This is a genomic window from Streptomyces sp. cg36 (assembly GCF_041080675.1).
Classification (GTDB): Bacteria; Actinomycetota; Actinomycetes; order Streptomycetales; family Streptomycetaceae; genus Streptomyces.
The window spans coordinates 44,902-62,969 of record NZ_CP163521.1 but is presented as its reverse complement, the minus strand read 5'-3'; the positions used below and the strand labels follow the sequence as shown (position 1 = coordinate 62,969).

15 protein-coding genes and 1 pseudogene are annotated in these 18,068 nt (G+C 76.0%); 6 read left to right on the top strand and 10 right to left on the bottom strand.

Features of this window, described 5'->3' with window-relative positions; genetic code table 11:
- Positions 1 to 338 precede the first annotated feature (338 nt).
- Positions 339 to 488, top strand: a pseudogene (locus tag AB5J87_RS38210) (chaplin); the annotation flags it as partial.
- A gap of 796 nt (positions 489 to 1,284) precedes the next feature.
- Here the strand turns inward: AB5J87_RS38210 and AB5J87_RS38205 are convergent.
- On the bottom strand, positions 1,285 to 2,337 hold the full coding sequence (locus tag AB5J87_RS38205) for an FAD-dependent oxidoreductase (protein WP_369384189.1): 1,053 nt from the start codon (positions 2,335 to 2,337) through the stop codon (positions 1,285 to 1,287).
- A 2-nt stretch (positions 2,338 to 2,339) separates the two neighbouring features.
- The gene (locus AB5J87_RS38200) at positions 2,340 to 3,560 is read right to left on the bottom strand and encodes an ATP-grasp domain-containing protein (protein WP_369383922.1); all 1,221 of its coding nucleotides are present in this window, start codon (positions 3,558 to 3,560) and stop codon (positions 2,340 to 2,342) included.
- Positions 3,561 to 3,764: 204 nt separating this feature from the next.
- On the opposite strand from AB5J87_RS38200, the gene AB5J87_RS38195 reads away from it, so the two are divergent.
- A complete protein-coding gene (locus tag AB5J87_RS38195) occupies positions 3,765 to 5,291 on the top strand; it encodes a glycoside hydrolase family 26 protein (RefSeq protein ID WP_369383921.1) in 1,527 nt (508 codons plus the stop codon).
- 75 nt (positions 5,292 to 5,366) lie between these two features.
- Here AB5J87_RS38195 and AB5J87_RS38190 read toward each other — a convergent pair whose 3' ends face one another.
- The 8 genes from AB5J87_RS38190 to AB5J87_RS38155 are packed head-to-tail and all read right to left on the bottom strand — an operon-like array spanning position 5,367 to position 15,231.
- Positions 5,367 to 6,500, bottom strand: a complete 1,134-nt coding sequence (locus AB5J87_RS38190) for a GNAT family N-acetyltransferase (protein ID WP_369383920.1) — start codon at positions 6,498 to 6,500, stop codon at positions 5,367 to 5,369.
- Positions 6,500 to 7,135: a lipopolysaccharide biosynthesis protein gene (locus tag AB5J87_RS38185; protein WP_369383919.1), complete on the bottom strand. Its 636-nt coding sequence runs from the start codon at positions 7,133 to 7,135 to the stop codon at positions 6,500 to 6,502. The genes AB5J87_RS38190 and AB5J87_RS38185 overlap by 1 nt, the downstream gene beginning before the upstream one ends.
- Positions 7,132 to 8,361 (bottom strand): glycosyltransferase, encoded by a 1,230-nt coding sequence (locus AB5J87_RS38180; protein ID WP_369383918.1) that lies wholly within the window; start codon positions 8,359 to 8,361, stop codon positions 7,132 to 7,134. Before AB5J87_RS38180 ends, AB5J87_RS38185 begins: the two co-directional genes overlap by 4 nt.
- Positions 8,358 to 9,278, bottom strand: a complete 921-nt coding sequence (locus AB5J87_RS38175; RefSeq protein ID WP_369383917.1) for a polysaccharide deacetylase family protein — start codon at positions 9,276 to 9,278, stop codon at positions 8,358 to 8,360. The genes AB5J87_RS38180 and AB5J87_RS38175 overlap by 4 nt, the downstream gene beginning before the upstream one ends.
- Entirely contained in the window at positions 9,268 to 10,998 is a 1,731-nt protein-coding gene (gene murJ / locus AB5J87_RS38170; RefSeq protein ID WP_369383916.1) for a murein biosynthesis integral membrane protein MurJ, read from the bottom strand. The genes AB5J87_RS38175 and murJ overlap by 11 nt, the downstream gene beginning before the upstream one ends.
- Complete coding sequence (locus tag AB5J87_RS38165) at positions 10,995 to 12,599, bottom strand: O-antigen ligase family protein (protein WP_369383915.1); 1,605 nt, start codon at positions 12,597 to 12,599, stop codon at positions 10,995 to 10,997. Before AB5J87_RS38165 ends, murJ begins: the two co-directional genes overlap by 4 nt.
- A gap of 2 nt (positions 12,600 to 12,601) precedes the next feature.
- A complete protein-coding gene (locus AB5J87_RS38160) occupies positions 12,602 to 14,092 on the bottom strand; it encodes an exopolysaccharide biosynthesis polyprenyl glycosylphosphotransferase (protein WP_369383914.1) in 1,491 nt (496 codons plus the stop codon).
- Positions 14,089 to 15,231: a glycosyltransferase family 4 protein gene (locus AB5J87_RS38155; protein ID WP_369384188.1), complete on the bottom strand. Its 1,143-nt coding sequence runs from the start codon at positions 15,229 to 15,231 to the stop codon at positions 14,089 to 14,091. The genes AB5J87_RS38160 and AB5J87_RS38155 overlap by 4 nt, the downstream gene beginning before the upstream one ends.
- A gap of 415 nt (positions 15,232 to 15,646) precedes the next feature.
- Here AB5J87_RS38155 and AB5J87_RS38150 point away from each other — a divergent pair, with 415 nt between their 5' ends.
- The 4 genes from AB5J87_RS38150 (at position 15,647) to AB5J87_RS38135 (ending at position 17,878) form a co-directional block, all read left to right on the top strand.
- A complete protein-coding gene (locus AB5J87_RS38150; protein WP_369383913.1) occupies positions 15,647 to 15,898 on the top strand; it encodes a chaplin in 252 nt (83 codons plus the stop codon).
- Between the two features lie 103 nt (positions 15,899 to 16,001).
- The gene (locus AB5J87_RS38145; RefSeq protein ID WP_369383912.1) at positions 16,002 to 16,241 is read left to right on the top strand and encodes a chaplin; all 240 of its coding nucleotides are present in this window, start codon (positions 16,002 to 16,004) and stop codon (positions 16,239 to 16,241) included.
- 292 nt (positions 16,242 to 16,533) lie between these two features.
- Positions 16,534 to 17,262 carry a hypothetical protein gene (locus AB5J87_RS38140; protein ID WP_369383911.1) on the top strand — a complete coding sequence of 243 codons (729 nt, stop codon included), beginning with the start codon at positions 16,534 to 16,536 and terminating at the stop codon, positions 17,260 to 17,262.
- A gap of 307 nt (positions 17,263 to 17,569) precedes the next feature.
- Entirely contained in the window at positions 17,570 to 17,878 is a 309-nt protein-coding gene (locus AB5J87_RS38135) for a hypothetical protein (protein WP_369383910.1), read from the top strand.
- The last annotated feature ends 190 nt before the right edge of the window (positions 17,879 to 18,068 follow it).

The following is an 18,068-nucleotide window of genomic DNA, read 5'->3' as shown; positions in this document are numbered from 1 at the left end:
CCAACGCGGCCCGTGAGGCGTACCACCGGTACGAGGAGCGGGAGCGGCTCGGCCGCGAGGACGACGAGGCGTACGGGAACGAGCGGCAGGGGGACGGGCGCGAGGAGCCGTACGGGGACTCCGACCGCGACCGCGGCTCCTACGGCCACCGCGACGACGACCGCGACCGGGACAGGGGCCGCGGATCGTACGGGGACGAGGGCCGGGGCGAGGAGTACGGCGACCGCCACGGGGACGAGCGCGGGTACGGGGACGAGCGGGAGTACGGCCGCGAGCGCGGGTACGGGGACGAGCACCGCGAGGAGTACCGCGAGCACGCCCCCCGGCACGAGGACAGCGACACCAGCCACGCCGAGGCGCACGGCTCACCCGGTGTGCTCTCCGGCAACGTGGTGCAGGCACCCGTCAAGGTGCCGGTCAACGTGTGCGGCAACACGGTCGACGTCATCGGGCTGCTCAACCCGGCGTTCGGCAACAGCTGCGCCAACACGGGCAAGTCCGCGCCCCGGCACGCCCGGCCGCGCGTGCACCACCCGGCGCCGCACGCCGAGCAGCGGGTCCACCCCCCGGTGAAGCCGACGCCTCCGGCCCACCACGAGGCACCCCCGGCCCCGGCCCACCACGCGCCGCCGGTCCACCACGCGACCCCGCCCGTGCACCAGGTGACTCCGCCGGTCCACCACGCGCCGCCCGTGCACCACGCGCCCCAGCCGCACCACCCGATGACGCAGGTGCCCGAGGCGCAGCCGCCGGTCCACCAGGTGCCGCCCGTGTTCCACCGGCCGGTGACCCCGCCGGTCGAGGCGCCGCCGGTGATGCACCTGCCGCCCGCGCCGCAGCCGCCGGAGGTCACGCCGCCGGTGCACCACGTGCCGCCGACGGTGACCCCGCCGGTCACCGTGCCGCCGAAGGCCGAGCAGCCGCCCGCCGCCCCGCCGGTGGCCCCGCCCGCGCAGCACCGGCCGGTCACTCCGCCGCAGACCCGGGCCGCGGTGCCCGTGCAGCACGCGCCCGCCTACAAGCCCCGGCACGCGGCCCCGCCCGTCGTGGCGGCGCCCGAGCGTCCGCAGCTCGCCGCGACCGGCGGGGACTCGGACGCGCTGGGCCTGGCCGGAGCGGCTGCCGCCGCCCTGCTGGTCGGCGGCGGGATCCTCTACCGCCGGGGCACGGCGGCAGCGGCCACCGTCCGCAGCTGAGCCGGAACCGAGCCGGAACCGAGCCGGGCCGAACTGTGCGGAGCCGCCGACCGGCGGTCGGCGGCTCCCACGCGCTGGTGGGAACCGGTCATCCCGTCCCGGGGCGCGTGCGCCCCACCCGTCTCTCCACTCCCTCCACCACTCGTTCCGCCGCGAACCCCACCCCCTGCACGCACCGCAGCGCCGGTCCGAAGGCCGGTGCCGCCACCGGGCCGGTCAGGAACAGGCCCGGGTGCGGGGACTCGAAGCGGGGGCTCAGCCATGGCGGCGCCTCGGGGGCGGGGCCCAGACGCCGGTGGACCGGCATGGACAGCAGGGTGATCCGGGCCGTCGCGGGACGGTAGCCGGTGGCGGCGACCACATGGTCGGTCTCCAGCGAAGTGGCCGCGCCGAGCGGGCCCGTCAGGGTCAGCCGGACGCGGCCCCGCGCCGTCGCCGCGGCGTGCGTCACCTCGTGGCGCACCAGGACGTCGAGCCCCGCCCCCTCCACCGCCTCGCGCAGCCACCACGCCCCGGCCGCCCCCGGCGCCGTCCGGCTGCGCAGGCCCGCGGGCAGCCGCCGGAACAGCGCCGGGTGGCGGGCGCAGAACCAGTTGCGCCAGCCGTCGCCGAGCACCCCCCGCGGGGAGCGCAGCCGTTGGGGGAGCGGGCGTGCGCCCGGGGGCGGGGGCGCCGCCCAGGCCAGTGCGGGGGCGCGGACGATCAGCCGTACGCGGGTGGCGTGCTCCGCCAGCCGCAGCGCCGTCTCCAGCGCCGCCCGGCCCCCGCCGATCACCGTCACGTCCCCGCAGGCGCCCGCCGGGGCGTACCGCTCGCTGCTGTGGGTGAGCAGGTGCGGAGCCAAGTGGCGTACGGGGTCGGGGACATGGGCGAAGGGGCGCGCGCCCACCGCGAGCGCGACCGTCCTGGCGCGCACGCTCTCGCCGTCCTCGGTCACCACCTCGAAGCCGCGCGGCCCGTACGGGCGCACCGCCGTCACCGTACGGTCGTCCAGCGGCGGCACCGGCGGGACGGATCCGCGCGGGCCGGGGCGCGGCGGGCGGCCGAACAGCCTCAGGTCCAGGCCCGCGGCCCCGGCCCGGGCCGCGATCGACCGGCCGTAGGGGCCCGCGCCGACCACGATCACGTCGTACGGGTACATCCTCACGCGCCCCGCCTCCCGCTCCGGCGGAAGAGTGCGGCGGCGGCCCGGCGGGTGGCGTGCCGGCCCCAGGCGGCCGTCATGGCGAGCGCGGGGGCCGGGTCGTCCGGGGCGAACCAGGCGGCCTCGGTGCCGTGCGCCGGACCCGCGCCGCGCGGTGCGGGCGCGGCGAGCAGGGAGAGCAGCGCGTAGTTCTCCACCACGAGACGGCGGCCTGGCCGGGGCCGGCCAGGCGGTGCTTGACGGTCCGTCAGGTCCTGGTGGAGGGCGCGGACCACGTCCAGGCCCGAGCCGTCGGCGAAGAGCCGGAACTGGGCGCCGGGGCGCGGGTTGAAGTCCAGCAGGTGGTAGGCGCCCGACGCCGGGTCCAGCCGGAAGTCGAGGTCGGCGATGCCCCGGTGGCCCACCATCGCGAGCAGTCGGCGGGCGGTGTCCTCGACGGCCGGGTTGGGCACCCAGCGGCCCACCGCCGTCAGCCCCGCATCGACCGGCCAGGCGCGGTCCTTGCGCCCGCAGCCGCCCGCGCGCACGGTGCCGTCCGGGCCCGCGCAGCCGTGGAAGAACCAGTCCCGGCCGGGCCCGGCGGGCAGGTACCGCTGGAGCAGCAGCGCCCCGCCCGCCCCGGCCCGCGCCCCGCGCTCGTACAGCTCGGCCGCCTCGGGGGCGGTCCGCAGCAGCCGGGTGCTGCGCAGGCCCGCGCCCGGCGGCAGCAGCCAGGGGCGGCTCCACTTGGCGACCACCGGCAGCCCGAGCCCGCGCGCGGCCACCTCCGCCTCGCGGGCGCTCGCGGGGCACACGGTGGTGGGGTGGGCGATGCCGTACCGCTCGCACAGCCCGGCCAGCCGGGCCTTGTCGGCCACCGACTCCAGGCCCTGCGGGCACTGTTCGGGCAGCAGGAAGCGGCCGGAGAGCCTCCCGCGCAGCCGGGCCGCGGCCAGGGCGCCCAGATCGTCCATGGGAATGAGGACGGCCCGGCGGGAAATGCGCTCCGAGGCCCGCAGGAGCGCTTCGAGCACGTTTTCGTCGTCGTGGCCGCGCGGCGCCGGATGCGTACGGCTCAGATAGCGCGAGCGGACCACCGGTCCCGCATTCCGGTCGGCCACGAGATGGACGCCGATTCCCGCCCGGCCGAGCGAGCGGACCGCTCCCAGGGTGCCGTGGTGGAAAGGGTTCTGATCGATCCGCAGAAGTACGGCGGGGACACTGCGGTCGAACGTGTGCATGGTCGCGATGCCCTTCGTGAGGGTGGCTCCGATCGGCCTTGACGGCGGGGATCCGGAGTGTTTGCCTGTCGCTGTGTCAGTTTCCCTACCCCAATAGGGGGATCAACCTCCCGTACGGATTATCTTCCCGATCAGCGTAATAAGAATATTTTCCGATCGGGTATATCGGATAGGGGGACGCCGACGGGCCGCCAAGGAGTGCACATGCGCCAGGGAAGACACCGGAACGCACAACGCCGCAGCGGCCGCAAGGCCCCGGCGGCGACCTACAGGGCGGCGTGCTCGCTGCTCGTGGCCGGGGCGCTCGCCTCCTGCCTCGCCGTCGCCCCGCCGGGCCGCGGCGACGCGCCCGCCGACCCGGCGCCGCCCGTCCTCCACCCCTCCACCACGTCCTTCGGCGCCTTCCTGGAGTCCGACGACCGGGGCGTGGAGCGGATCGCCGAGCTGGAGAAGTGGCTGGGCGGAGCCGATCTGAGGGTCGGTCACACCTACCTCCCCGGAGAGACCTGGGGCGACATCGAGGGCCGCGCGTACTTCCTGCAGAGCTGGGCGAAATGGCGCCGCGAACGCGCCGACCGGCTGTTCGTGCTCAACGTCCCGATGCAGGCGAGAAACGAGGACGGCGTCCCCGACGAGGCGGTGCGGCTGCTGCTCAGGCAGGGCCGGAACGGAAGGTTCGACGCGCATTTCAAGGCGCTCGCCGAAAGACTGGTCGCACTCAACATCCCCGATACGGTGATCGTGCTCGGCTGGGAGATGAACGGCACCACGTACACCCATCGCTGCGGGCCCGACCCGGAGGCGTGGAAGGAATACTGGCGGCGGGCCGTCGCCGCGATGCGTTCGGTGCCCGGCCAGAAGTTCCGCTTCGATTTCGCGCCGAGCCGGGGGCGGGACGCCGTACCGTGGACGGAATGCTATCCCGGTGACGACGTCGTCGACATCATCGGAATGGATTCCTACGACCAGCCGCCCGGCCGGGACTTCGACCAACAGGTCACGGAACCGTACGGACTCCAGCAGCACGTGGACTTCGCGGCGGCGCACAAGAAGCAGATCTCCTATCCGGAATGGGGGCTGTTCCGCAACGGCGACAACCCCGAATACATGCGGCGCATGCTCGAATGGATGGACGCGCACAAGCCGCTCTACAACACGATCACGGACTACTGCCCGCACGGCGTGTGGCAGTGCGGGGCGAACCCGAAGGCGGCACAGGTCTACCGGAAGGTCCTGTTCGGCCGCACGGACCCGACCCCGGCGACGCCACCGGTGACTCCGCCGGTTACGCCTCCGGTCACGCCTCCCGTGACTCCGCCGGTTACGCCTCCGGTGACTCCGCCTTCGACGCCGGTCACGCCGCCGTCGACTCCGGTCACGCCGCCCGTGACCCCTCCGTCGACCCCGGTGACTCCGCCGGTCACGTCTCCGGCCACCCCGCCGGTGACTCCGACCGTGACCCCGCCGGTCACCCCTCCGTCGACCCCGGTCACACCCCCCGTATCCCCGCCCGCCGTGACGCCCCCGGTCACGCCTGCGGTGACTCCGCCCGTCACTCCGCCCGTCACCCCGCCCCTCACGCCTCCGAGTCCGCCCGCGCTGCCGTCCACCGCCCCGGTCGGTCCGCTGGCGCCGCTCAACTGCCAGCCGCTGGACCTCGGTCCGTGGGTGGAGTACTGGCTGGGCGGGAAGCTGTGTCTGCGGCTCGACTGGTACACGCGGAGCCACTGAGGACCACGCGCCCGGGGCGCCCCCGGTCAGGAGTTCGTTCACCCACTCCTGACCGGGGGCGCCCCGGGTCCGTCCTCACCCCTCCCGCCCGCACCTCCTGGCGCGCCTGCCCCGCCACCCCCGTACCACCACGGCCACCCGCTCCCTGGCCGCCGCGTACCCCACGCACCACCACAGCAGGGGGGCGGCGCGTTCGCCGTGGGCCAGGAGGTAGCGCTGGTTGCGCAGGGCGGTCGGGCGCCAGTGGTGCTTGTAGGGCTCGTTGCCGCGCAGGAAGCTCAAGGTGGTGCGGCCCGAGTCCGATGCGGTGCGGGCGCTCGCCCGCAGCAGCATCGTCGCCACGTCCACCTTGGCCGTGCGCAGGGCCGGATCCGCGCCGTAGAGGTAGCCGCCGGACAGGGTGGGGGAGCGGAGGGTGAGTTCCGCCGCGACCACCCGGTCGGCCAGCTCGAACTCCGTGACGACCGCGTCCCCCCGCGCCACCATCAGCCGCACCGACCGCGTCAGGTGCTCGGCGAAGCGCGGGCGCAGGTGCTCGCGGGTCACCCCCCGGCCGCGCCACTGGCGCTGGTGCAGGGTCAGCAGCCGCTCCACGGCCGCCGGCACCTCCTCGACGGAGACGGGGCGTTCGGTCACCCCGACCGCGTCGATCTTGCGGGCCTTGGCCCGGATCCGCTGGGCCGGCTTCGAGGCGAGGCGGCCCAGCAGGGCGTCCAGCGGATCGGCCGGAAGCTCCAGACAGCACGAGTCGGGCAGCCGCGCACGGGCGCCGGGCCAGTGCGCGTGCAGCGACTCCACCGCGCCGCCCGGCCGCACCTCGCGGAAGTCCACCAGCGCGCCCGCCGCCGCCTCGCGCACCGCGTCGGTCAGCGCGCGGGCCGCCTCCTCGCGGCAGGAGTCGTCCAGCAGGACGTCCGTGAAGTCGGAGATCGGGACGCCGAGCGGGACGAGCGTGCGCAGCGGGCGGAAGAGCAGCATCAGGGGCGCCGCGGCGATCAGTTCGCCGCCCCGGCGCACGAGGACGACCCGCAGCCGCCCGGTCACGCCGTACGACAGCCACCACGAGTGCAGCCAGGCGTGGCTCTGGAAGGGGGTGGCCGTGCGGCAGCGGGCGTGCAGGTCCTGCCACTGGGGGGCGAGCGCCCCGAAGCGGCCGGTGTCCGTGCACACCTCCACCACCGTCGGCCGTGCCCCCGTCACCACCGTCATCACGCACCGCCGGTGGGCAGCGCCACCCGGCCCGCCGGGGCCGGCACCGGGGCGAGGGCGCGCGGCCGGCCCGGACGGACGAGCAGCAGCAGCCCGCCGGTGAGGCCGCCCGCGCAGCCGCCGACCAGGGCGGTCAGGGACGGCGGCGCGGAGGACGGGTCGACGGGCCGGGCGGCCCGGGAGAACTGCACGAGCCGCACTCCCGTACTGGCCTCGGTGTGCTGCCCGTTGAGCGCCAGCGAGCGGGCCACCGCGTTGGCGATGTCGGCGGCCTCGCCGGGGCGGCGCGAGGTGCCGGTGATGGCGATCATGGGCGCGTCCGGGGAGGTCGCGGTCTGCACGTTGCGGCGGATGGTGTCGGCGGGGACGCCCGCCCACGCCTGCGCGTCCCCGATGACGGCGACCTGGGTGGCGACCCGCCCGTACGCCTGGGCGAAGCCGAGCGCGGTCGCCGGGTCGGACTTGCCGGTGGGGGTGACCACGACATAGCTGGTGGCGCTGTACTCGGCCGGGCGCACCTGTCCGTACACACCGCCCGCCACCGCCCCGAGCAGCGCGCACGCGGGCAGCGGCCACCACCTCGGCAGCGGCCGTCCGCCCAGGAACCGCCGCAACGGGTTGGGGTTTTCGCTCATGGAACGTTCACTCCTGATGGGTCCGGTGACTTCGAGGCGAGGGGCTGTTGCGGGAAGGGCGTGGTGCCGTGCAGGGCCGCCTCGTAGACCGCGCCCAGGCGGGCCGCCGACGCCGCGACCGTGTAGTGGGCGACGGCCGGGGGCACCGGCAGGCGGCCGGTGCCGCTCTCGCGCACCCCGCGCAGCGCCGCGACGAACCCGCCCGGCTCCGCGCGCACCGCGCCGGGCGCGTCCGAGGGAGGCAGGTCGTCGACGGCGGGGCAGGTGGCGTAGACGACGGGCAGGCCCGCCGCCAGGCCCTCGACGACCGCGAGTCCGAACGACTCGTCGGCGGAGGGGGAGGCGAGCACGTCCATCGCCGCGAGCAGGGCGGGGAGGGTGGGGCGGCCGGTTCCGGGCGGGAGGCCGGTGGGCGGGGCCTCGCCGCCGTACGGGTCCGCGCCGCCGGGTGCTCCGCCGCCGTACGCGCATTCGCCCGCGAAGCACACCCGTGCGGTGACGCCGAGGCGTGCGGCGAGGGCGCGCAGGGCGGTTTCCTGGCCGCCCGCGCCTACCAGCAGCAGATGGGCGCCGGGGAGGTGGGGGAGGGCGCGGAGCAGGACGTCGAAGCGCTTGCCCGGGACCAGCCGGCCGACTCCGCCGATCACGTACGCCTCGGGGGGCAGGCCGAGCAGGGCGCGGGTGCGGGTGCGGTCGAGGGCGTCGAAGCGGAAGCGGGCCGCGTCGATGCCGTTGGGGACGACGTGGATGCGGCGGGCGGGCACGCCCCATTCGCGCAGGCGGCGGGCGATGGTGGCGGAGACGGCGACCGTGGAGGTGCCCAGCCGCTCGGCGGCCAGGTAGAGCGCGCGCACGCCGGGTCCCAGCGGGCGGCCCTCGATGGAGGCGGCGCCCAGCGAGTGCTCGGTGGCCACGACCGCCCGTACGCCCGCGAGGCGCGCGGCGACCCGTCCGTAGAGGCAGGCGCGGTACAGGTGGGTGTGGACCACGTCGTAACGGCCCCGGTGGATCAGGCGGGTGAGGCGGGGCAGCGCGCTGAGGTCGCGGTTGCCGGTCATGCCGAGGTGGTGGACGCGGACGCCGTCGGCGGTCAGGCCCTCGGCGACCGCGCCGGGGTTGGTGAGCGTCACCACGTCGCAGTCGGCGGGCAACTGGCCCACCAGCAGGCGCAGTTGCTGCTCGGCGCCGCCCACGCCGAGGCCGGTGATGACGTGCAGGACCTTCACGGGGCCTCCGGGTGCGGGGCGGACGGGTTCTGCGGATGCGGTACGGAGGGGGGCTGCGGGCGGGACGCGGAGGGCTCCGCCGGGTGCGGCGCGGCGGTCTTCCCCCGCCGCGCCCCGGGCGGCGGGTGCCCCTCCGGGCGGGGCAGCAGCGGGGAGCGGTCCTCGGCCACGAAACCCGCGCCCGGGCCGTCGCCGGGCGGACGGCGGCGCCAGCGGTGCAGCCGGCGTTTGAGGCGCAGCCGGGGGCCGGTGTCGCTCTCGCCGATGTGGAGGCGGGGGAGGGCGAAGCGGCCGGTCAGCGGGCCGGGGTCGATGGCGCAGGCGTAGCTGTAGCCCGCCGCGCAGACGGCGTCGGCGGCGCGGCGGTCGACCGTTCCGTACGGGTAGCAGAAGCCCAGCACGTCGCGGCCGGTGATCGAGCGCAGCAGCGCGCGGCTCTCCTCGGTCTCGCGGCGCAGGGTGGTGTCGTCGGCGGTGGTGAGGTCGGTGTGGACCAGGCCGTGCGAGCCGATCTCCATGCCCCAGGTGAGGGCGCGCCGGATGCCGCTCTCGTCCAGGAGGGGGCGGCGCGGGCCGAGCGGGTCCCAGTCGTTGGTCCCGCCGAGCAGGCCGGGCAGGGCGAACAGGGTGGCGGTGCAGTCGTAGCGGCGCAGCAGCGGCAGCGCCTCCTCGACGAAGTCGGCGTACCCGTCGTCGAAGGTGAGCCCGACGAGCCGGCTGCCGCCGCCCGCGGCGCGGGCCCGCAGCAGCCGGGCCATGCCGACGCCGAGCAGCCCCCGGGCGCGCAGCCAGCGCAACTGCCGTTCCAGGCGGCGGGGCGTGACGGTGATGTTGTACGGGTCGTCGGTGCGGGCGTCGGCGCGGGGGCCGACCGAGTGGTACATCGCGACCCACAGGGCGGGGGTGTCAGCGGGCATTCCTCAGCCTTCGGGTGAGGGGGCGGGACAGCAGACGGAGCAGGGCCAGCGGGGCGAAGCCGCGCACCCGGGCGGCGCGGGCCAGCAGGAGGAAGCAGAGGAGGGCGGCGAGCGAACCGGCGGTGATGGCGGCGGCCGGGCCGGTGAAGCGGGCCGCGCACCACCAGCAGGCGCCGGTGGCCCCGGCTCCGGCGGCGGCCAGTTTGAGGAGCTCGCCGCCGACGCGGCGCCGGGGCAGGCCCACCGAGCGGCGGCCGGTCCCGGCGAACAGGGCCAGCGCGCCGACCGCGATGCCGAGCGCGTTGGCGGCGGCGATGCCGCGCGCCCCCCACGCGGGCGCGGCCCAGGCACCGGCGGCGGCGGTGACGACCAGGCAGGCCAGCATGGTGGCGGCCGGATACCAGGTGGGGCGGGCGGCGGAGAAGTAGGAGCGGACGAGGACGCCCACCATGGTCTGGGCGAGCAGCCCCAGCGCGTACACCCGCATCACGGCGGCGGTGGCGGCCGTGTCGGCCGGGCCGAACGCGCCGCGCTGGAAGAGCAGTTCGACGATCTGGGGGGCGCAGCCGATGACCACGGCGGTGCCGAGCAGGACGATCGCGCCCGCCACCAGGAGGTCGCCCTCGACGCGGCGCCGGGCCCGCTCGGTCTCGCCCGCCGCGAGCGCCCGGGCGACGACGGGGAAGGTGACGGTGCAGAGCATCAGGGAGAGCACCATCGGCATCTGCGCCACCTTCTGGGCGTAGTTGAGGTGCGAGATGGCGCCGGCGGGCAGGGGGGCGGCGAGGTGGCGTTCGATGAGGGTCTGGAACTGGCGGGCCAGCGCGAACACGATGACGGGGGCGACCATGGCGAGGCGCAGCGCGCCGGTGCGCTCCTTGGGCGCGCGCTCGCCGGTCGCGCTCCTCGCGGCCCGGGGGGTGCGCCACCTGGTGCCCGGCCGGGCGGTGCGGCGCATGCCCCGCCACAGCGGGGGGACCTGCGCGGCGACCATGAGGCAGCCCCCGGCCGCGACCCCGGCCGCCGCCGCCCGTACGCCCCAGCGGGCGCCGAAGGCGAGCAGCACGGCGATGATGCCGGTGTTGTAGGCGACGTAGATGGTGGCGGGGGCGAGGAAGCGGCCGTGGCCGCGCAGGGCCGCGCTGCAGTATCCGGCGAGCCCGAAGGTGAGGGCGCAGGTCGCGGTGAGCCGGGTGCAGTCGACGGCGAGGCCGGGCCGGGGCAGTCCGGGGGCGAGCAGGCCGACCAGGGCGGGCGCGGCGACGACGAGCAGGGCGGCCAGCGCGGTCAGCGCCAGCGCCAGCCGGGGCAGGGTGGCGGCGACCAGGGCGCGGACCGGGTCGGCGGCCGGGGTGCGGCGGTCGGGTCCGCCCTGGTGCACGAGGGCGGCGGGGCCCGAGCGGCGTACGGCGGCCAGGCTGAAGGCGGGGACGAGGACCAGCGCGAGTCCGTCCTCGATGAGCAGGGTCGCGGCGACCTCCGGCACCGTCCACGCCACCAGGAACGCGTCGGTGTCGGTGTCCGCGCCGAAGACGTGCGCGAACGTCTGGTCGCGGACCAGCCCGAGCACCGCGCCCGCCACGGTGAGCGCGGCGGTCACGGCGGCGGCGCGGGCCAGGAACCCGTGGGAGGGGGCGGCGGTCCGCCGGTCGCGGTCGGGGCCGCGGCGCCCGGTGGGCGCGGCGCCGGGGCCCGGCAGGGTGCGGGAGGCGTCGCTCATCGCCGGGCCGCCTCCCGTACGCGGGGGGAGCCGGGCGGGAGTTGGACCCGGGCGGGGCCGTCCGGGTCGCCGGGGCCGTCCGGTCCACCAGGGTCGTCCGGGCCACCGGGCCCGCCCCGGCCGTCGCCCGCGTCCGGCTCGCCCGTGGCCCCGGCGGCGTCCGTCCCGGCCGTGTCCGCGCGGCCCAGGGCCCAGCGGGCGGCCAGGCCCAGGGCGAGGGCGGTCAGGATGGTGGAGGGGCCGCCGATGTCGCCGTAGAAGAAGTCGACCAGGAGCCACAGCAGCAGCCCGGTGGCGGCCAGCCCGCAGTCGGTGTCGCTGACGGCGTTCGCGCCAGCGCCAGCGCCAGCGCCAGCGGCAGTGTCGGCGGCAGTGTCGGCGGCAGCGTCGGCGTCGGGCCGGGCGCGCTCGCGGTGCAGTCGCCGCAGGGCGAGCGCCAGCAGCGCCGCCCAGCCGCCCACCAGGGTGCAGACCCCGACCAGGCCCTGCTCGCTGAGGACCAGCAGGTACATGTTGTGCGGGGAGAGCAGCGGCTGGCGGCGGAAGGCGGCGCCCGCGCCCGCCGTGTCGCTGCCGGAGGAGAGCGCGAGCGGGGCGTGGCTGTCGCGGTGGGCGGGGAAGCCCTTGAGGCCGACGCCGGTGACGGGCGACTCGCGCCACATCCCGGCCGCCGCGCTCCACAGCGTGTACCGGTCGGTGACCGACTGGTCGGGGGCGTCGGTGACCTTGGTGATGCTGGACAGGCGCTCCTGGAGCATCGCGGTCCCCGCTCCGGCGCCGCCCACCAGGACGACGGTGAGCGCGAGCAGGGCGGCCAGGACGCGCAGGGCGCGCCGCACCCCGGCCAGGAACAGCAGCGCCGTACAGGTGAGGGCGGTGGCGATCCAGGCGCCCCGGCTGAAGGAGAGGGCCAGCGGTACGAGGAGCAGGGCCGCGCAGGCGAGCGCCGCCGCGCGCTGTCCGCGCCGGGCGCGCGCACCGGGCGCGAGCGCCAACGCGACGGCGGCCACCAGTCCGTGGGCGACGACGGTCGCCATGCCCATGATGTCGGAGGCGCCGAACGTGCCGACCGCGCGGATGTCCTCGCCCATGTAGGAGGCGCCGGTGGCGGTCAGGTACTGGTGGACGCCGACCCCGCCCTCGACCAGCGCGAGCGCCACCAGCGCGCCGAGCACGGCGGTGAAGTCCCGCCGGTCGCGCACCAGGAGCAGGACGGCCAGGGGCACCAGGACGAAGATCTGGAGGTAGCGGGCGAGCCCCGGCAGCGCCTGGGACGGGTCGCCCGCGCCCGCCGCCGCCACGGCGAGCCCGCCCGCCGCGAGCGCGAACAGCCCGGCCGCCCGGGGCGTGAGGGGGCGGACGCCGGAGCGCAGGGCGGTGGCGAACGCCCACAGCACCAGGACGCCGGAGGCGGCGTCGGCGAGGGTGCCGGTGCCGCCGCCGTCGGCCGCCGCCCCGCCCGGCGGCGGCGCCGCGAGCAGCACCAGGACCGCGAAGAGCGGCAGCAGGTGCGCGTGGCCGCGGACGCGCGGATGCACGGGGTGGGGGAGTAAGGCGGGGGCGGCGGGGGCCCAGGACGCGGTGGGCACGCTCTCACGCATCGTCAGCTCCCCGTCGGACGCACCAGGGACGCCGCCGTGCGCAGCAGTACGCACACGTCCTGCCAGGGCGACCAGTGGTCGATGTAGTAGTTGTCGTAGCGGGCCCGGTCCTCGATGGAGGTGTCCCCGCGCAGCCCCTCCACCTGGGCGAGCCCGGTGATGCCGACGGGCATCCGGTGCCGGGCGCCGTAGCCGGGGTGGCTCTGGCCGAACTGGGCGACGAAGTAGGGGCGTTCGGGGCGCGGCCCGACCAGGCTCATGTCGCCGCGCACCACGTTCCACAGGTTCAGCAGCTCGTCCAGCGAGGTCAGCCGCATGATCCGGCCGGTGCGGCTCATCCGCTCGTCGTCGGCGACGCTCCAGCGGGTGGCGGCCTCGTGGGCGTCGGCGGGGCGCAGCGTACGGAACTTGCAGAGCGTGAAGGGGCGCCCGTCGCGGCCCACGCGCTCCTGGCGGAAGACCACGCCGGGCCCGTCGCTGCGGCGCAGCAGTGCCGCGCACACCAGCAGGACCGGCGCGGCCACCAGCAGCGCGGGCAGGGTCACGCACAGGTCGAGCAGCCGTTTGACGGTGAACCCGGGCCGGGCCAGGCCCGCCGCGTGCGCCCGGCGCACCGGGAACGCGGCGAGCTCCGCGCCCGGCCCGCCCGAGGCGGCGCCCGGGGCGCGGGTGTCCACGTACCAGAGGGCGCAGCCCCAGCCCTCCAGCTGGCCGAGGAGCACGGAGTGGTCGGCGCCCGCGTCGGCGTCGGTGAACAGGACGTCCCGGACGCCGTTCTGGACGAGCGCGCGCTGCACCTCCTCGATGGTGCGCAGCACCGGCACCCCGGCGGAGTCGGGGGCGGCGGTGCCGATGGGGGTCACCACGCCCACCGGCCGCACCCCGCCCTGCGGGCGGCGGCCGAGCGCGGCGGTGAGCTTGAGGGCCGCCGGGGCCGGGCCGACCACCAGCGCGGAGCGCGGCGCGCGCGCCGCCCTGCGCTTTCGTACGCCGTACGCCAGGGCGCGCGCCGCCAGCATCACGCCCGCCGTGGCGGCGCAGCACCCGGCGAGCTCCCCCGGTTCCAGGGCCAGTTCGGGGCCGACGGCCGCGACGGCGGCGGCCATCACGGCCCAGGCGAACACGGCCCGGAACAGCAGCGCGGGCGCCTCGTCCAGGGCGCGGTGCGCCACGGTGATCCCGCCCGGCCGGTACAGGCCCGCGTGCGCGTTGAGCAGCAGGACGCACAGGACGAGCGCGGCCGTGCCCGCCGGGGCGAGCGGGGCGGCGCCCACCACGCCCCCGAGCAGCGTCGCGCCCGCGTCCGCCGCCATCAGCAGGACGTCGGTACGGGCCCGGGGCGGGCGCCGGGCGGGCAGCAGGAGCGGGGCGGGCGCCTCGCGCGGTGTCTCCACCACCGAGACGGCGCCCGGCGCGCCCCCGCCGCCCCGGCGCGGACCGGCCGGGGCGGGAACGCCCCCCGCCGGGGAGGGAACGGTGTTGTCCGCAGTCACTGGTAGCTGGGTTCCCTGCGTTCGGAGCGCCGTGCGCCGGACAGTTCGCGGTACAGGTCCGCGATCGTCTCCGCCGTCCGCCGCACATCGTGGGTGGTGGTCACGTGCTGGTGGCCCTGGTCGCCCAGGGTTTCGCGCAGCGGCTCGTTGAGGAGCAGAGCACCCACGGCCCGGACCAGCGCCTGCGGACTGTCCGGCGGGACGAGACAGAACAGGGCGTGCCCGGGCGGCAGGCTCTCCGCCGAGCCGCCCACATCTGTAACGACGACGGGTTTCTGACAGGCCATCGCCTCAAGGGGTGCCAGGGCCATCCCCTCCCACCGCGAGGGCAGGACGACCACGTCGGCGGCCCGGTACCAGGCGGCGGTGTCGGTCACCGCCCCGGCGAAGACCACCCCCTCGGGCGCCGCCGCCCGCAGGGCCGCCTCCTCGGGCCCGTCGCCCACCAGGACCAGGCGCGCCCCGGGCAGCTCGGCGGTCACCTCGGGCCAGGCCCGCAGCAGGACGTCCTGGCCCTTCTGGCGGCACAGCCGGCCCACGCACACCACCAGCTGGGCCTGGGGCGGCAGTTGGGCGAGCGCGGGCAGGGCCGCGCGCGGGTCCTCGCCGGGCAGCGGCGGGCGGTGGCGCTCCAGGTCGACCCCGTTGGGGACCACCGACCAGCGCGCGGCGATCCCCGCGCGCTCCCCCGTGCGCCGCTCGCCCTCGCTGACGCAGACCACCCGCGCGGTCCAGCGCACCGCCGCCCGCTCCCACAGCCGAGAGGCGACGGCGACCGGGCCGGTCACCGCCTCGAACGACCAGGCGTGCGGCTGGAAGACGGTCGGCACCCGCCCGCGCACCGCCAGCCGCGCGGCCACCCCGGCCTTGGCGCTGTGCGCGTGGACCACGTCGGGCCGCAGCCGGGCGACGATCCGCGCGGCCCGCCGGACCTCGCCGAACAGGGCGGGGCCGGGGGCGCGGGTCGCCTCCCAGCCGTGGACGTCGGCGCCCAGCCCGGCCGCCTCGGCCGCCAGGCGCCCGTCCGCCGGGCACGCCACCGACACCCGCAGCCCGTCCCGCACCTGATCGCGCACCAGATCGGCCACGACCCGCGCCACTCCGCCCTCCACCGGCTGGACCAGATGCAGGACGTGCAGCGCCGGAGCGGGCCCCGAATGCCGTACCGCATCGGATTCCCGTACGGATTCGCATTCCCGTACGGGCCCGTATTCCTGTTCGGGATCGGATTCCTGTTCGGGTCCGGCGTCGGGGAATTGCGGCTGCACGAGGTAACTCCGCCCATGTGAAGGTATTCGTATAAGCGGCCCGCTGAACGGGTGTCATTCCCGCGCCCTGTGTCACGGAATTCCGCATTGCTGGGCCGGATGGCCGAAGCCCCCGGCGTACAGCTGTTTCGGGTGGTCAACGGATGGGAAGCAACTGTAGCCGTATTTGAGAGCCGGTTTCGTCAGGAATGGGTATTCGGAGTGTCCCATCGGGTGATCATCCGTATCCATTCGTAAACCCCGTCGTTGATGAAGTGCCTCATCGTCGCCTTGAAAGGAAAAAGTGATGAAGCGAATTGCACAGTCCCTGGCAGTGGCGGGCACGAGCGTCGCCGTCGCCGTGCTCGGCGCCGGTGTCGCCGCGGCCGGCGGCCACGGCGGAGCGCACGCCGACGGAAAGGCCGTGGGCTCCCCCGGCGTCCTGTCCGGCAACCTGCTCCAGGTGCCGGTCCACGTGCCGGTCAACGTCTGCGGCAACACCGTGAACCTGGTCGGTGTGCTCAACCCCGCCTTCGGCAACCACTGCACGAACAGCTGACTTCACCCAGTCGGGCCACAACTCCGGGCCATGACCTGCGTTGATCGATAGGTCGGGCGACCACGCCCGGCGAACAGCCCCACATCAAGAGGAGCGCTTCTTCATGTCGCGTACCGCTAAGGCCCTCGCTCTCTCCGCTGCCGCCGCCGCGGCCGTCGCCGGCGGCGCCGGCGTCGCCGCCGCCGACAGCCACGCGTCGGGTGCGGCGACCAACTCCCCGGGCGTCCTGTCCGGCAACTTCGCCCAGGTGCCGATCCACGTGCCGGTGAACGTCTGCGGCAACACCGTGAACGTGATCGCCCTGCTGAACCCGGCGTTCGGCAACACCTGCGTCAACAACTGACGTCCGATCACGTCAGCGCACGGCCCAGCCGTACCCGGACCGCCCTTCCCCTCGGGGGAGGGCGGTTCCGCGTTGCCGCGGCCGTGCCCGCGCGGCCCCGCCGCTGGGCCGTACGGGGGACGCGGACCCCGATCGGACGTACGGCCCGTCAGGGCCCCGCCATCTGTTGTCCCAGCTCAGGAAGGTGAGGACGGGTCAGATGATCACGCGGTGTGATCATCCGGTTGCAGGCGTGTCGGTCCCCGCCGAAGGTGAGGGTCATCTGCTCCCTCACCGAAGGAGACCCCGTTCCATGCGTGGTCGTGTCTCTTCCCGCCTCACCGCAACCGCCGTCTCCGCCGCCATGGTCGCCGGCATCGTCGGAGCCGCCGGCTCCGCGACCGCCGCCGAGCAGCCGAACCTGCGGACCGCCGCGATCAGCGCCGAGGCCCCGCTGCCCCCCGTCCCCGGTCTCGATACCGCCATGGCTCCGCTCAGCAAGATCGGCGATCTCGCCGGGGTGATCGGCCCGATCAACGACCTAGTCGCCGCGGTGGGCAAGGGCGGCCTGACCCCCGAGGCGCTGACCAAGCTGGTGGACGCGGTGAAGGCCGCGATCGCCAAGCTCACGGCCGCGGCGGCCCCGGCCACTCCGGCCACTCCCGCCACTCCGGCGACCCCGCCCGCGAGCCTGCCGCTGCCCCTCCCCCTGCCCGTGCCCGCGCTGCCGCTCCCCGCGCTGCCGGTGGCGAAGGCCGCCACGAACGGCGCCCCGGCGGCGAAGGCGGCGGATCCCGTGGCCGACGCACTCGCGACCGTACAGAAGGCCGTCGACCAGCTGGTGAAGGACCTGACGGCCACTCCGCCCAACGTCGGCGCCGTGGTGGGTGACGTCACCTCGATCGCCACCGCGCTGCTGGGTGCGCTGCTCAGCGCGGTGACGGGGGCCCTGGGCCTCCCGGTCCCGGCCCTGCCCAAGCTCCCCCTCCCGGCCCTGCCCGTCCCGCCCCTGCCCGTCCCGCTCCCGCTCCCCGTCTCCTGACCACCTGGCACCACCACGCAGCAGCGCCGGCCCCCGGGTCGGCGCCTCTGCGTTGCCGTCGGCCGGCCGCCCGCGCGGTCCGGGCCGCCCACCTGCCCGTACGAGTAGCCGGATCGTACGAGCACGATTCTCGTACGATCCGGCTACTCGTACGAGTATCGGCGCGGCCCGCTTCATTCGAGTGGCCCGGCAACAATTTCCCGGTTCCGGGTTTCCCTGGGGCGCGGAAGTCGTTAGCCAGGACGAAGCAGCGTGAAACCTGGAATTTCGCAGACAGCGACAGAAGTCGCCCCGGGAAGGAATGATGATGAAGCCGATGAAGGTTGCCGCGGTCGTTGCCGGTTCCCTGGCCGTCGTGGGGGCCGCGGCCCCGGCGTTCGCGGCGAGCGGCTTCGACACCGCGGGCATGGCCCCCACCAGCCTCAACGGCGGTGTGGAGGCCCTCACGACCCGTGCGCTCGCCGACCCGACGCCGACGGTCGTCCAGACGGACGCCCTGAACCCGAACAAGCCGGACTCGCTCTTCCACACGGCCCAGGAGGCCGTCGGTGGAATGAACCACACCAACGGGATTTCCCCGGGGAAGCTTCTCGGCGGTCTTCCGATCGGAAAGTGATGAGGGCGTCGGCCCGGAATTTCCATTCGGTCCGACGGGAATGTTTCCGGATTCCGTGAATTCGAGGCGGGAATTGCGGAAATGCGGGGACACGGCCGGGCGGTGTGCGGGACCGCCCGGCCGCGGTCGTATCCGGACGCGGCTCGGCGGCCGGGTGCGGCGGCGGCCGTAGGGGCCGCGGCCCGGCCGC